Origin of the sequence: Vibrio sp. 5S239 (assembly GCF_041439575.1) — a bacterium.
Taxonomy (GTDB): domain Bacteria; phylum Pseudomonadota; class Gammaproteobacteria; order Enterobacterales; family Vibrionaceae; genus Vibrio; species Vibrio kanaloae.
In genome coordinates this window covers 130,814-145,706 of sequence record NZ_JBGOOM010000010.1, presented here as the reverse complement: position 1 = coordinate 145,706, position 14,893 = coordinate 130,814, and the positions used below count along the sequence as shown (strand labels likewise).

Genomic DNA, 14,893 nt, shown 5'->3' with positions numbered 1-14,893 from the left:
TTTGTACTTCGATCATTTCGAGTGGCAGCTCTCCTGGGTTTTCTAAGCTATGAACATGCCCTAATGGAATGTAGGTGGATTGGTCTTCTTCGACTAGGTAAGTTTTCTCATCATTGGTCACCTTCGCGATACCAGCTACGACCACCCAGTGTTCGGCTCTGTGATGGTGCATTTGCAAAGACAATTTCTGCCCTGCATTTACTGTAATTCGCTTCACTTTGTCACGCTTTCCTAGATCTACGACGTCGTATTTACCCCAAGGCCTAAAGACTTCTCGGTGATGTATATGTTCGGTTCGACCTGCTTGATTAAGCTGTTCAACAATCGATTTCACGCCCTGAACTTTGTCTTTATTCGCAACCAATATAGCGTCCTTGGTTTCGACAATAATCAGGTTTTCGACCCCCACAGTCGCAACCAGCTTATTTTCAGCATGAATGTAGTTGTGTTGTGAGTCTACAGTCAACACATCGCCTTCAATCACGTTGTTGTGCTCATCCTTATCACTGACATCCCAGATCGCAGACCATGAACCAATGTCATTCCAACCAACATCCATAGGGATCACCGCTGCGTGTGAAGTTTTTTCCATCACCGCATAGTCGATGGAGTCGCTCGGGCTGTTTTTGAATGCTTCAGTGTCAATGCGGATAAAGTCGAGGTCAGTATTTTGTTTTTCAAGTGCGAGTTTGCAGGCGGTTAAGATCTCTGGGCTATGTTCGGCTAGTTCTTCAAGATAGCGGGACGCAGTGAACATGAACATGCCGCTGTTCCACAAGTATTGCCCTGAACGAATATAGTCTTCAGCCGTTTTTTTATCAGGCTTCTCAACGAAGCTCTCAATTGCGTAAGCATGAGCGACTCGCTGTTTTTCTGCGATGGTACTCGTTTGGGTGCTAGGGAGAAGAGGCTTTCCCTGCTTAACATAACCATAGCCTGTCTCTGGGGCTTTAGGTGTAATGCCAAATGTCACTAACTTCCCTTGCTTCGCGTAATCGACACCACGGCTAACGGCTTGTTGAAATTGAGAAGTTTTGGCTATGTGGTGGTCGGCAGCAAGCACTAGTATGATCGGGTCACGATATTTTTCTGCACAATCAGAGCTTTTGCTCAATGCTTGTAGAGCGGCGAGTGCGATAGCTGGCGCAGTATTTCTACCTATGGGCTCTAACAGAATGCCACTGTGTTGAAGATTAGCGGATCGTACTTGTTCTGCTGCGATAAAACGATGCTCTTCATTACAAATAATGAAAGGAGCATCACAATGGGCACCAACAACAAAGTTTTCTAAACCCTGCAAACGTTTGAGTGTTTGCTGCAACATTGAATGTTTGCCAGCGACACTTAGAAATTGCTTGGGGTAAAGCTCACGAGATAATGGCCAAAGGCGGCTACCAGAGCCGCCAGCTAAAATGACAGGTAAAATCATAAGGTGGTAATTAGGTGTATAAGGGCTACTCTCACCATATTACCACGCTTATCGCTTATCAATGAGCTTCAGGATGTGAATTAATAACACCTTCAGACAGGCTGACCTTCTGAGAGTCGATCTTCAGTGTTTGGGTTGGGAAGGCGATATTCGCATCATGTTTATGAATAATCGCCAATACCTGTAATAGAACATCTTGCTTCACCCTGTGGTATCTCGCCCAATTGACCGTTTTTGTGAAGGTGTAGATAAAAAAGTTCAGCGTTGATGGACCAAATTTATCAAAGTTAACGATCAACGTCTGTTTGGCATCAATATCTGGGTGGGCCTCAAGCATGGATTTTACATCGTTAACAATTAGAGCGAGTTTTTCGGCATCTTGATAACGAAGTCCAAAAGTTTCATGGATTCTGCGGTTCAGCATTCTAGATGGGTTTTCCACCACAATACTACTGAACACTGAATTTGGAACGTACAAAGGGCGTTTATCAAAAGTGCGAATGATCGTCATGCGCCACCCAATGCGCTCTACTGTACCTTCAATTTGACGATCGGGAGAGCGTATCCAGTCACCGACTTTAAAAGGACGATCGAAGTAAATCATCATGCCGCCAAAGAAGTTAGACAACAGATCTTTAGCTGCTAAACCAACGATTAAACCACCAACACCACCAAAAGTGAGTAATCCAGATAAACTGAGCCCAAATGCCTGCATGATAGTGAGGCCACCTATTGTCATAAAGAATAGTCGGGCGACTTTGGCGATAGCTTGTACAGTGGTTTCGTCTCTGGTTTTCTGTTCCAAGACGTATGCTTCTGCATTACTGATCATTCTTAATGTAAACCAAACAAAGGTACATATAACCAGTATGTGTTTGAGAGTCTTTAACCAGTTGATTTCATTGCCAAACTGGTCTTGAAAAATCAATCCAACCGATACAGTCGCAGGCCAACACCAAAGTAACGTGCTGACAGGGGTTCTTAGTGCTTCTAGCAGGAGGTCGTCCCAATGAAAAGTCGTTTTTTGAGCCAGTACTTCTAAACGACTATGGATAATTCGCCAAACTACCCAAGCTAAGAAACTCGCGATGGTGATAAATAAGACGCTACTCCACCAGTTACTGTGGCTCTGGTTGATGTAGGTTTGAACTTGGGTTATGAATTCATTCATTGTGTGTACTGCCGCAGAAATTATGAGTTGGAAATTAGCAGAAATTGCTGTTGTTCTCTACCTTTATAAATCAAACGATTATGATAATGGAATAAGCTTATTATTGCATACTCGACTTTTTTTGAGATAGAAACTAATGTAGGTTTGGCTATCCGATGTAATTCAATTTCTTAAATGGGACTTCAAATGAGCGACAAACAATATGCAGTTATCGGCTTGGGGCGTTTTGGGTTATCTGTTTGTAGAGAGCTGCAAAGTTCAGGAGCACAAGTACTCGCCGTCGACATTGATGAAGATCGAGTTAAAGAAGCCGCGGCTTTTGTTTCACAAGCGATTGTTGCCAATTGTACGAATGAAGAGACAGTAAAAGAGTTAAGACTCGACGATTACGATATGGTAATGGTGTCGATTGGCTCTGATGTCAACTCTAGTATTCTAACCACTTTGGTGGTGAAAGAATCAGGATCAAAGGCGGTTTGGGTAAAGGCTAATGATAAGTTTCACGGCAAGATTCTTTCTAAGATTGGTGCTGACTATATCATTATGCCAGAACGAGATATGGGCATTCGTGTGGCGCGGAAAATGTTAGATAGACGCGTTCTAGAGTTTATTGACCTTGGGAGTGGCTTGGCGATGACGGAAGTCGTTATCGGGCATAATTTGTTGGGTAAGAAACTTGGTGACCTTAAGCTGTGTAAAGAGAGCGGTGTTGATGTCCTTGGTTTTAAGCGAGGACCGCATTTAACCAAAGCACCAGGGCTTGATATCAGCTTAGAAACGGGGGATGTGGTGATTCTTGTTGGGCCGAAAGAGACCTTGTCTAAAAAATTACGTAATTGGTGATTGGTAATAAGGTAAGAGTATGAATTCGTTTCAACGTAAAGGTATTTTCTACACGCTTAAGAGAGATGAAAAACCACGGAAAGGGTCTGAACCTAAAATCATCCTTACGAGTTTTTTAGGTGTCCTTATCCCTGCCGCATTATTGCTTACGCTTCCTGTTTTCTCTGTCTCTGGACTTAGCTTTACCGATGCGCTGTTTACTGCAACTTCAGCAATCAGTGTGACGGGTTTAGGGGTTGTCGATACGGGGCAACATTTCACTTTGGCTGGTAAAATTTTGCTGATGTTTTTGATGCAAGTCGGAGGATTAGGTCAGATGACGCTGTCAGCAGTATTGCTCTATATGTTTGGTGTTAGGCTAAGTTTGAAGCAACAAGCGTTGGCGAAAGAAGCACTTGGGCAAGATCGTAAGATTAACCTTCGTAAATTAGTAAGGAAGATCATTATTTTTGCATTGGTGGCGGAGTGTATCGGCTTTGTATTACTTTGTTTCCGTTGGGTGCCTGAAATGGGCTGGACAACGGGAAGTTTTTACGCACTTTTCCATGCGATATCAGCATTTAATAACGCAGGTTTTGCTCTATTTTCAGATAGCATGATGAGTTTTGCTGATGATCCACTGGTGATCTTTACCTTAGCTGGTTTGTTTATATTCGGCGGGCTAGGCTTCACAGTCGTCGGCGACCTATCGAGTAACTGGCGTAAAGGTTTTCGACATCTTCATTTACACACCAAGATTATGCTAACCGCCACTCCGACTCTATTACTGGTGGGGACGGTATTGTTCTGGCTGCTGGAAAGAAATAATTCCGCAACTATGGAAGGGCTATCGACTCAAGGACAGTGGCTGGCGGCGTTTTTTCAGTCAGCGAGTGCTCGTACTGCTGGTTTTAACAGTGTGGATTTGTCTCAATATACGCAACCTGCATTGTTGGTGATGATAGTATTGATGTTGATTGGTGCTGGTTCAACTTCCACTGGTGGTGGGATTAAAGTATCGACCTTTGCGGTTGCATTTGTCGCGACTTGGACCTTCCTGCGTCAGAAAAAGCATGTAGTGATGTTTAAGCGCACCGTTACTTGGCAAGCGGTAACAAAGTCATTGGCCATCATAGTGGTCAGTGGGGCACTATTAACTACCGCGATGTTTTTGTTAATGCTTACAGAGCAGGCCGCGTTTGACCGAGTGATGTTTGAGGTGATTTCGGCCTTTGCGACGGTCGGGTTGACTGCTGGGTTAACCGCAAATCTGACTGAGCCAGGTAAATACATCATGATTGTGGTGATGGTGATTGGACGTATCGGTCCCTTGACCTTGGCTTATATGCTAGCTCGCCCAGAACCTTCTTTGTTGAAATACCCAGAAGACACGGTGTTAACGGGTTAATATGATGAACAGACAAATAAATAAAGTTCTGAAAATACAACAAAGCCAGCGATATACTGGCTTTGTTGTTATAGGCTTATCGTTAATTGCTGAATGCTTAGCCCTCAAACATCTCAACGTATTCCTCATAGCCTTCTTCTGCTAGTTTATCCGCAGGGATAAAGCGCATTGCGGCTGAGTTCATGCAGTAACGCAGGCCTGTTGGTTTCGGGCCATCCTTGAACACGTGTCCAAGGTGCGAATCGCCAAACTTGCTGCGAACCTCTGTTCTTGGGTAAAGCAGTTTGTAGTCAGTAGTTGTGACGACATAAGCCTCGCTGATTGGCTGTGTAAAGCTAGGCCAACCTGTACCTGATTTGTATTTGTCTTTTGAAGAGAACAGTGGCTCCCCAGTTACGATATCAACGTAAATACCTTCTTGCTTGTTATCCCAGTATTTGTTGTCAAACGGGCGCTCTGTTGCATCGTCTTGTGTTACATCGTACTGAAGTGAGGTTAGCTTCGCCTTAATCTCAGCATCAGATGGCTTAACGTAGGTTTTAGCATTGGCTGCCGCATTTTTATTGTCGATGATCTGACGGATAGTTTTCGGGTTCTCTTTTCTATCGTCACCGAAGACCTTATCTAGGTACTGATCGCGGCCAGAAGCATAGCGGTAGTAGTTGTAGCGAACTTTACTCTTTTTGTAATAGTCTTGGTGATAGTCTTCCGCTGGCCAGAATTTTTCAAATTCAATTAGTTCTGTCTTTAGAGGTTCACCAAAGATCTGAGCTTTGTCGATCTCCATCATGAAGTTCTGAGCAACGTCTTTTTGTGCTTGGTTATGATAGAAAATAGCAGGTCGATATTGTGGGCCTCGGTCTACGAAAGAGCCTTTGTCATCGGTTGGGTCGATGTGTCTGAAGAATTGGTCAAGAACCTGTTCATAGCTAACAACATCAGGGTTATAAGCCACATTGATCACTTCGATGTGCCCTGACTTACCTGATGAAACTTGTTTGTAGGTAGGGTTTTCTAATTCACCACCAGAATATCCTGATATGACGTCAGTAACACCGGTCAGTTTCTCTAGATCGGATTCTGTACACCAAAAACACCCACCAGCTAGTGTCGCGATTTCACTTTTACCTGAGTTAGCCGTTTTATCCATTGTATTGGCAGTGCCAGCCTGGCTTACAAACAGCGAAATCAGTGGTAACGCAACCACGAGTGATACCAATATTTTAGATAATTTATTCATAGATACCTCATCTTGACGTTTTCTCATTCGATTTTGAATGTACGAATAGAGACAGGTTTTAGATGGAAAAAATTGCATTATTCACGAAAAAAATATGCCACTCAGAAAATCTTGCTCATGAATGCCGCCAGTAGTAGGGTGTAGGCATTGATATAAAACACTAGATAATGATGACGTTTTGTACATCTAAGGAACAACATGCAAGCAGAAGTTAAATGGGTCGAAGACTTTAAATTCCTGGGTAAATCTCAATCAGGACACTCTGTGGTGATGGATGGAAGTGGCGGTGCTACGGCGCCAAGCCCTATGGAAATGGTATTAATGGCCGCTGGTGGTTGTAGCTCAGTTGATGTGGTTGATGGTTTGAAATCTGCGGGCCAGAACATCACAGGCTGTAATGCAAAGCTAGAAACGACACGTCGTGAAACTGCGCCAAAGCTCTTTACTGTGATTAATATTCACTTTGAAGTGTCTGGTGACAACCTTGATCCCGAGTTAGTTGCTAAAGCCTGCGCGGATTCATTAGAAAAATACTGTTCAGTATGTCTAATGCTAGGTGCTAGCGTAGAGATGACTCACAGCTGGGATATTGTCTAGCCTTCTGATTATAGAGCGTAGAATTCGGCTGCTTATTCTAACTGATTACAGTAAAGATAGGCAAAGAAAAGGGCGGTGCACGTTGAGTGTACTGCCCTTGTTATTTTGATTAAGGTAGAGTGCGATTATTCAGCGGTTTCTACTATCACTTCTTCTACTTGTACTTCTTCTTGGTATTCGAAACCAGGGATCGTAGCGTCAACACGACGGTTTTGAGCGCGACCTTCAGCAGTATCATTTGATGCTACTGGGTTCTCTTCACCTTCACCTGTAGCTGTGATGCGGTCAGCATCAATACCTTGCTCTTCGATGTGCGCAGCTACTGCAGCGGCACGTTTCTTAGAGATCATCATGTTGTATTCAGCTGCACCTGTTGAGTCAGTGTGACCAACAACTTCAACTGTTGATTGAGGGTGAGCCTTCAGTACTTCAATTAATGGCACTAGTGCGATTTTTCCGTCTGTAGACAGCTCGGTACTGTTCGTCTCAAACATGCCTTGAGAGAAGCTTTCAGTGTGTGCTTTCGTCACAACAACTGTTGTCTTTTCTTCTTCCACAACGACTGGTTCTGTGATTGGTTCAGATGGCGCTTGTGTCATTGAAGCTGTGGCTGCGGCAGCAGCTGCCGATGCGGTAGTATTGCCTGTACCGAAGTTGTAGCTAAGACCTACAGTAACAAGGTTGGAGTTAAGATCTTGGATGATCTTATCGTCAAAATCATCGAAGTATTGATATTCAACTCGAAGTGCCCAATCGTCTGATAGCTGTTTCTCAGCACCGATACCTAGGGCTAATACAACGTCGTCTTCGTCGTCATGCATGATATATGCAGGACCAGCTTTGAAGAAAATATCAAATTCTTGTTTAATCGCTAATCGATACATTGGGCTCAAAGATATTGCTACGATAGAGTCGCTGTATCTTTGAGTGGCTCCATTATTGTTGAAGCTCGTGTCGTAATCACCTAAGTAATCGGCATTCAACTCAAGCGCGAGCGTATCAGTAAAGTTGTAGCCACCGTAAATACCACCCGCAACTGAATCATCTTCACAGTTAGTGCTGTCAACACAAGCACTGTCTAACCAACCCATACCTACTTTAGCACCAACATAAGTTGTTGCTGAGATTGACGGTGCTGCTGCTAAGCCTGAAGCGGCAACAACAGCGCACATGATTTTTGACAGTCTTTTCATAGTTATTTCCTTGGATTAACTCTTATTGTTATCTGAACCTGCCAGTAAGACGATTACCTATTAGTTGATGACACTGCTTATAATAAGTAAATCAAGGCGTTGGTTCAGCTGAACCTCTTTTTTTTCCGTAGTTATATTGTTAATCTGATTGAGTATTGGAGTCAATGAAATTGCTAATTATTTCATATTTAATAAGTTTATTATTAAATATCTGAATGTTTATATTTAACCTATAGCTTATATGTAATCATTTACAAATAATGTAGACAGTAAAATTAAGAAACTTGACCCATATCATATTTATAAAACTGAAAATCCCCATACAACATTTTGGTGTACGGGGATTTAAATTAAATATGTATATTTTTGGATTTTAGATTGTGGTTAGTTTTTTATTCTGTGGATGTTCTCCTGCCAGTAAACGCTTCTCGATATCTGCAATTACGGTTGGTAGATCGGCGATGGTGTCGATTAAGTAGTGTGGGTTGGACTTGTTTAACTTCACGCTTGCTTTTTCACGTGCTGCTGCCAGTGTTGCTTCGTCTGCATCTAAGTATTCTTGGTACGTTAATCCTGCTTCGTTCCCCGATAATACAAGTCCAACTGTCCACATGCCTGCGTTGTGACCTTCATCGATCCCCGGTGCTGAGTCGTCTACTTTTACACACGCAGCAACGTTCGTCACACCTAGATCAATGACGTTTTTAAGCGCCATGAAAGGAGCTGGGCGACCGCCTTGAGGCAAGTCATCCGTTGCAACTACGTTGTCTGGTCGGTAGCCATAATCTGCGGCGGCAGGGATCAGCACATCCATTACTTCGCGTGGGTAACCTGAACAAGAACCGATTTTTACGTTCTTCTCTTTAAGGTTATTGACCACTTCAATCGCGTTTAAAATCGGTGCTGCGTGGTCGGCTACTTTCGCTTTTTGAAGAGGCATGAATGCCGCGTAGATCGCATCAACATCTTCACTGGTCATCGAGCGCCCAAACTGAGCATTCCAACGAGCATCAACCGCAGGGATTTGACCCACCGCTTGGATGTGATCCCATTTACCGATACCCATAGGCTCTCGTGCTTCTGCTAAGTCGATGTCAAAGTCGAAGCCCTGTTTGAATGCTTCAACAAAGATGCTGGTTGGAGCAAATGATCCAAAATCAACGATAGTGCCAGCCCAGTCAAAGATAACCGCTTGGATAGGTGATGTTGTGTTCATAGTCGTGTCCTATTTCTGTTCTCTCCCTGCTCAAGTTGTTCTGGGAGATGAATGATTGTTTTAAGTTATTGGTTAGATGATGGTTTAGAGGTAATCAAAGTCTTTGCAGACTTTTGCTATCGCTTTGTCGAATACAGACAGAGCGACTTCTAGTTCGCTGCGACTGATGATCAATGGTGGGCTCAACTGAATCACATTACCTTGTGACACCTTAAAGCTCAGGCCATCGTTTAGACATTGGTAAAGCACGGCTTCTGCTTCATCGAAAGCTCGGGTTTTGGTGATGTGGTCAGTGACCAACTCCACCCCCCAGAGCAGGCCGATGCCGCGAACGTCACCAATGACTGGGTACTTCTCTTTCATTTGATGCAGCTGTTCACGCACGAATGCACTGTCCGCTTGTACTTTTTCAAGTAGGTTTTCTTGTTCAATTACTTCCATGGTTGCGAGTGCTGCCGCGCAGCCAATAGGGCTTTTCTCATGGGTGTAGTGACCAAGAGATACTTGCGCTGCCGTGTTGTATTTGTCTTTAGTGATCATGGCTGCGATTGGTACTAAGCCGCCGCCAAAACCTTTACCGATACAAAGAATGTCAGGCTCGATATCAAACGCTTGGTGAGTGAACCAATTGCCGCTACGACCCATGCCATTTGGGATATCATCAATAATCAGCATGACGTTGTGTTTGTCACAGATCTCACGGATGCGCTTCCAATAAGCTTTGCTTGGCACTTGCACGTCTGTGTTACGAACCGCTTCTGCAATGAAGGCACCAATGCCACCTTCTTTTTCAATCACATACTCAAGGTAATCGGCGTAGTGCACATCGCATGCAGCCTCACTTTCACCGCCTGAGTTTTGCCCGCAACGCGATAAAGAGACATTAAGCGGAAAAGCACCACGATAGGAAACTGCTGGTGGAATGCGTTCTACGCCAGCCATTAATGGCCCCATGCCTTCGCGGAAACAAGCTTCGCCACCCACTGAAATTGCATCGAGTGACGCACCGTGGAATGAATCCCACAATGAAACGACCTTGAAGTTGTTGGTGACATGTCGAGCCAGCTTGAGTGCCATACCAATAACTGAAGTTCCACCAGGAGCAAACAGCACTCGATTCAAATCACCACCACAGATCTGCGTAAGCTTTTCAGCGCACTGAACGGCTGTTTCATTGGTAAAGCGACGCGGTGAAAACGGCAATGACGCCATTTGTTGAGTCACTTTATTAATGATGTGTGGGTGGCCATAACCCAACTGATGAACATTATTCCCGTGAAAGTCCATGTACTTTTTGCCCGTCACATCTTGAATGTAGATGCCTTCTGCAGCTTCAAGTGTGTCTAGGCAAGGCGTTGACATCGCTTGATGAAGAAATACGTCAGAGTCACGTTTCAACATCACTTGTGTCGCATCATCGTTTAACGATTCGTTCCATTTCTCACGCGCTGGCGTGGTGTTCACATCGCCTTCGCTTCGAAAGTGCGTCGCCTTCAGAACAGGCTCTTGATTGGGCGTCGTCATTATTTGATGTCCCAGTACATAGCGTTTTTCACTGCGCCAATGAGGGCTTCAATGTCTGACGGGTAAACTTCACCGATGTTACCGATGCGGAAGCAGTCTGCGTTTGAAACCTTGCCCGGGTAAATCACAAAACCTTGTTCTTTCAAACGGTCATAGAATTCCTTGAATTGGTAATCGCTATGAGTTGGAGAATAGAAAGAGGTAATGATAGGTGAATGAAGATCATCATTAAGCAGTGGTTCAAAGCCAAGAGAGCGCATACCTGCAACCAAGGTAGTTTGGTTGGTTTGGTAGCGATTATGACGAGCTTCGATGCCACCTTCTTGCTCCAATTCAAGTAGAGCTTGGTAGAAAGCACGCACTGTATGAGTCGGAGAGGTGAAGCGCCATTTACCATGGTTGCTTTCCATGCAGTGCCATTGGTCAAACAGGTCAAGGCTTAATGAACGAGCTTGGCCTTTGCATTTTTCCAGTTCCGATTGCTTCGCAATAACAAAGCCGAATCCAGGTACACCTTGAATACACTTGTTTGCCGAGCTGATCATGTAATCGATACCTAAGTCAGCTATATCCATAGGGATGCCACCAAAACTCGACATCGCATCTAGAATGACGGTTTTGTTGTGCTGTTTTGCCAATTTGGCGATGTCTTCGATTGGATTCAACATACCCGTAGTGGTCTCACAGTGCACAATCGCCACGTGAGTAATGTCTGAATCCATGGCCAATGCCGTTTCCATTTCGTTCAAGTCAGGCTGTGATGTTTCACCTGGGGAAACGACATGGCATGGAATGTTTAAATATTCTGCGATTTGAGCAATACGAGCACCATATGCTCCGTTATCGACCACAAGAAGCTTACCGCTGTTAGAGATAACGCTACCGATTGTTGCTTCAACTGAAGCTGTGCCGCTGCCTTGCATTAATACACTTGTATATCCCGCCTGCTTAGTTGCCAAAGTCACAAGCTTGCTACGAATCACTTCAACAATGTCTTTGTTGTATTCATCATCCCAAGTACACCAATCTTTTAGCATCGCTTGGCGAACGGTTTCAGAAGTAGATAGAGGACCCGGTGTCAGTAGTAAGTATTCGTTTCTCATGTTCAATTCTCGTGATTTTCATTTTGGACTATACCAATATTTACAATTACTTTAACAACCAATTTAAACGGTCGTAAATAGCCCAAACGTTATTTTCACAAAAGCTTCATATTCAAATTTGTCACTCGTGTTGAGAAATATTCCGATCTTTAAATTGCCATTTTTTGTTCATTTAACCGTCATAAAAGTCGATTAGGTTAATACTCACCATCTGGTACATACCAGTAAAAAGGCGTGTACTAACAACCTAAATGAATTTATGGGTATAGGTGCTTCTTAGTGAGGCTTCTAACTTAAGAAACGTTAAACCTTGGTTGCTAAACCTAGGCAGCTTTAAATCTCGATAACTTTTAATTTTGGCAACTTCTCACTTTAGAGTTGAGCCTGACTGGAGAAAATGATGAAAAACCGTTTTATGAAAGGATCACTTGCAGCTTTAGTAACTCTACTCGCTGGTAACGCTTATGCAGCACAGGAAGTGACGGTTTACACTGCTTTTGAAACTGACATTTTAGCTAAATACAAAAATGCTTTCGAAAGTGAAAACCCAGATATCAACATCAAGTGGGTACGTGATTCTACTGGGATCATGACGGCAAAATTATTGGCCGAGAAAAACAACCCTCGCGCAGAGGTAGTTTGGGGGCTTGCTGGTTCTTCAATGGCACTGCTTAAAGAAGAGGGCATCCTGAAACCTTATACGCCTCAAGGTGTAGAAGCATTACGCGCTAACCTTAACGACCCACAGTCTACTCAAGCTTGGTATGGCAATGACGCATTCTTCAATGCAGTTTGCTTTAACGAAGTGGTGGCTAAGCAATTGAATCTACCGGCACCTAAGTCTTGGGATGACCTAACAAAGCCTATCTACAAAGGCCACATTGCAATGCCAAACCCAGCGTCTTCTGGTACGGGCTACATGCAGGTTTCGGCTTGGTTACAAAACATGGGTGAAGACCAAGGTTGGAACTACATGCAGAAGCTAGATCAAAACATTGCTCACTACACGCACTCTGGTTCTAAGCCATGTGTTCAAGCGGGTATGGGTGAAGTGGCTATCGGTATTTCTATGGCGAGCCGCGGTGCGAAGCTGAAAACTCAAGGTGCGCCGCTTTCTGTGATTACGCCTGAAGGTATCGGTTGGGAATCTGAAGCGGTAGGTCTTGTTAAGCCTTCAGATGCAGCACAACGTGTTATCGATTGGTCTATCTCTAAAGCAGCGAATGAACTTTACATCGAAATGTACCCAGTTGTTGGCCACCAAGATGTAACAGGTAAAGCAGAGAACTTCCCGAACGTAGAGAAGAACATGGCAAAAATGGACTTCGCTCGTATGGGCAGTGAACGTGCAGATGTTCTGAAAACATGGTCTGAGAAGTTTGACGCTAAATCAGAGCCAAAATCTTAATCTGACGACCTATTCAGTTAATTAACTATTTAGTTCATTAGAAGTTAGAAATCAGTAAAGGAAGGCTTCGGTCTTCCTTTTTTAGTTTTACGCCTTTAGGTTTTAAGTAAGGTACAACAAATGACAAAGCACTACTCATATTGGTTCAAGCAAGCGTTGGAACAAGAGTTTGGCAATATTAATGCGGGGCTAGATTCGGTTAAGCCGCTTCAAAAAGATGTCAACTGTGATATCGCTATTGTTGGCGGTGGCTATACGGGTTTATGGACGGCGATTTTAATCAAACAACAGCAACCCGAAAAACATGTTGTCGTGATTGAAAAAGGCCTATGTGGTAGCGGTGCTTCTGGTGCGAACGGCGGTTGCATGCTGACGTGGTCAACTAAGTATCCGACGCTGAAAAAGCTTTACGGAAAAGAACAAGCGAAATGGTTGGTTAAGGAATCGGAAAAGGTTATATACGAGATCGAAGCCTTCTGTAACGAACACAAGATTGACGCGCATCTATATCGAAGCGGAACTTACTACACGGCGACCAATGAAGCTCAAAAGGGTGGAATGGAGCCTGTTGTTAATGAGCTGGTTAAGCAGGGTATCAATAGCTGGAAGAAGTGCGACAATTCTTTGGCTGACAAAGCTGGGTCTGATCGCCACATTGAGGGTTACTACTCAGAAGCTGCGGGCAGTGTGCAGCCAGCGTTATTGGCTAGAGGTTTGCGCCGGGTCGCGCTCGATTTGGGAGTCGAAATTTATGAAAACACAGAGATGACGTCGCTCGATTATGGCTCTCCCGCTCGTATTCAAACCAAAGGCGGTTCCTTATTTGCGGATAAAGTGATTTTGGCACTCAACGCATGGATGCTCGATCACTTCAAAGAGTTCAAACGCAGCATTGTGGTTGTTTCGTCAGACATGGTGGTGACTAAGCCAATCCCAGAAAAACTTAAGCAGTTTGGTCCCGAGAAAGGGGCGGCGGTGGTGGATTCACGTATCTTTGTCCACTATTACCGAGACACCCAGGACGGACGACTCATGTTGGGTAAAGGCGGTAATAAGTTCTCGTTTGCCAATCAAGTTGAAAGCATGTTTAACCAAACGACCAACTACCTGCCGATTCTCAATCAATCGTTCCAAAAACTGTTCCCTAAATTGGAACAAAGTGAATTCGATTACAACTGGTCTGGCGGCTCAGATCGTTCGGTCACAGGATTGCCATTTTTCGGTAACCTAAAAGGCCAAAACAACATCTATTATGGGCTTGGTTATTCAGGCAATGGCGTTGCTCAAACCCGTATGGGCGGGAAGATTTTGTCAGCAATGGTACTCGATATCGACAATGCTTGGACACGAAGCGGTTTAACTAAAGGCCCGTTAGGACACTTCCCGCCAGAGCCATTCCGTTGGGTGGGAGCGATGATGGTTCGCGATGCGGTACGAAGAAAAGAGAACGCGGAAGATTCTGGTAACACGCCATTGTGGCTGGATAAGCAATTGGCAAAGCTCGCTGGTGCGGCAGGCAAAGCCGACAAGGTGGAATAAACCTGTGGTTTAGGTTGTTTCTTGCCTGTTAAGTATAAGTTGGAAGTTAAATTTGATTTGAAGTGAGAATTGATATGACGACCCCGCTGTATGTATTTGATCTAGATGAAACACTCATGGACGGAAACAGTGCCATGATTTGGAATGAGTTTTTGGTTGAAAAAGGCTTAGCGAATGAACCTAGTTTTTTGAACGAAGAACGCCGACTAATGACACTGTATGTTCAAGGTATTCTTAATGAAG

12 protein-coding genes and 1 pseudogene are annotated in these 14,893 nt (G+C 44.1%); 6 read left to right on the top strand and 7 right to left on the bottom strand.

The window, feature by feature from the left end; translation table 11 throughout:
• Both ACED48_RS10620 and ACED48_RS10615 read right to left on the bottom strand, forming a co-directional pair.
• The coding region (locus tag ACED48_RS10620; protein WP_371726449.1) for a mannose-1-phosphate guanylyltransferase/mannose-6-phosphate isomerase at nucleotides 1-1,429 on the bottom strand (1,429 nt) is incomplete at its 3' end.
• Between the two features lie 58 nt (nucleotides 1,430-1,487).
• The gene (locus ACED48_RS10615) at nucleotides 1,488-2,600 is read right to left on the bottom strand and encodes a mechanosensitive ion channel family protein (protein WP_017058638.1); all 1,113 of its coding nucleotides are present in this window, start codon (nucleotides 2,598-2,600) and stop codon (nucleotides 1,488-1,490) included.
• 186 nt (nucleotides 2,601-2,786) lie between these two features.
• Here ACED48_RS10615 and ACED48_RS10610 point away from each other — a divergent pair, with 186 nt between their 5' ends.
• Nucleotides 2,787-3,443, top strand: a complete 657-nt coding sequence (locus ACED48_RS10610) for a TrkA family potassium uptake protein (protein ID WP_017058637.1) — start codon at nucleotides 2,787-2,789, stop codon at nucleotides 3,441-3,443.
• A gap of 19 nt (nucleotides 3,444-3,462) precedes the next feature.
• Nucleotides 3,463-4,830, top strand: a complete 1,368-nt coding sequence (locus ACED48_RS10605) for a TrkH family potassium uptake protein (protein ID WP_017058636.1) — start codon at nucleotides 3,463-3,465, stop codon at nucleotides 4,828-4,830.
• Between the two features lie 97 nt (nucleotides 4,831-4,927).
• Here ACED48_RS10605 and msrB read toward each other — a convergent pair whose 3' ends face one another.
• Complete coding sequence (gene msrB / locus ACED48_RS10600; RefSeq protein ID WP_017058635.1) at nucleotides 4,928-6,070, bottom strand: peptide-methionine (R)-S-oxide reductase MsrB; 1,143 nt, start codon at nucleotides 6,068-6,070, stop codon at nucleotides 4,928-4,930.
• A gap of 198 nt (nucleotides 6,071-6,268) precedes the next feature.
• On the opposite strand from msrB, the gene ACED48_RS10595 reads away from it, so the two are divergent.
• The gene (locus ACED48_RS10595) at nucleotides 6,269-6,667 is read left to right on the top strand and encodes an OsmC family protein (RefSeq protein ID WP_017058634.1); all 399 of its coding nucleotides are present in this window, start codon (nucleotides 6,269-6,271) and stop codon (nucleotides 6,665-6,667) included.
• Between the two features lie 125 nt (nucleotides 6,668-6,792).
• Here the strand turns inward: ACED48_RS10595 and ACED48_RS10590 are convergent, their stop codons facing one another.
• From ACED48_RS10590 to phnW, 4 genes are all read right to left on the bottom strand, one after another.
• A complete protein-coding gene (locus ACED48_RS10590; RefSeq protein ID WP_102506234.1) occupies nucleotides 6,793-7,860 on the bottom strand; it encodes an OmpA family protein in 1,068 nt (355 codons plus the stop codon).
• Between the two features lie 373 nt (nucleotides 7,861-8,233).
• A complete protein-coding gene (phnX, locus tag ACED48_RS10585; RefSeq protein ID WP_017058631.1) occupies nucleotides 8,234-9,076 on the bottom strand; it encodes a phosphonoacetaldehyde hydrolase in 843 nt (280 codons plus the stop codon).
• Between the two features lie 84 nt (nucleotides 9,077-9,160).
• A complete protein-coding gene (locus ACED48_RS10580) occupies nucleotides 9,161-10,600 on the bottom strand; it encodes an aspartate aminotransferase family protein (protein WP_017058630.1) in 1,440 nt (479 codons plus the stop codon).
• Nucleotides 10,600-11,703 carry a 2-aminoethylphosphonate--pyruvate transaminase gene (gene phnW / locus ACED48_RS10575; protein ID WP_017058629.1) on the bottom strand — a complete coding sequence of 368 codons (1,104 nt, stop codon included), beginning with the start codon at nucleotides 11,701-11,703 and terminating at the stop codon, nucleotides 10,600-10,602. The genes ACED48_RS10580 and phnW overlap by 1 nt, the downstream gene beginning before the upstream one ends.
• Before the next feature lie 397 nt (nucleotides 11,704-12,100).
• Here phnW and ACED48_RS10570 point away from each other — a divergent pair, with 397 nt between their 5' ends.
• From ACED48_RS10570 to ACED48_RS10560, 3 genes and pseudogenes are all read left to right on the top strand, one after another.
• Entirely contained in the window at nucleotides 12,101-13,111 is a 1,011-nt protein-coding gene (locus ACED48_RS10570) for a putative 2-aminoethylphosphonate ABC transporter substrate-binding protein (RefSeq protein WP_017104203.1), read from the top strand.
• Between the two features lie 120 nt (nucleotides 13,112-13,231).
• A complete protein-coding gene (locus ACED48_RS10565; protein ID WP_017058628.1) occupies nucleotides 13,232-14,650 on the top strand; it encodes an FAD-dependent oxidoreductase in 1,419 nt (472 codons plus the stop codon).
• Between the two features lie 74 nt (nucleotides 14,651-14,724).
• Nucleotides 14,725-14,893: pseudogene (locus ACED48_RS10560) on the top strand (HAD-IB family hydrolase); the annotation flags it as partial.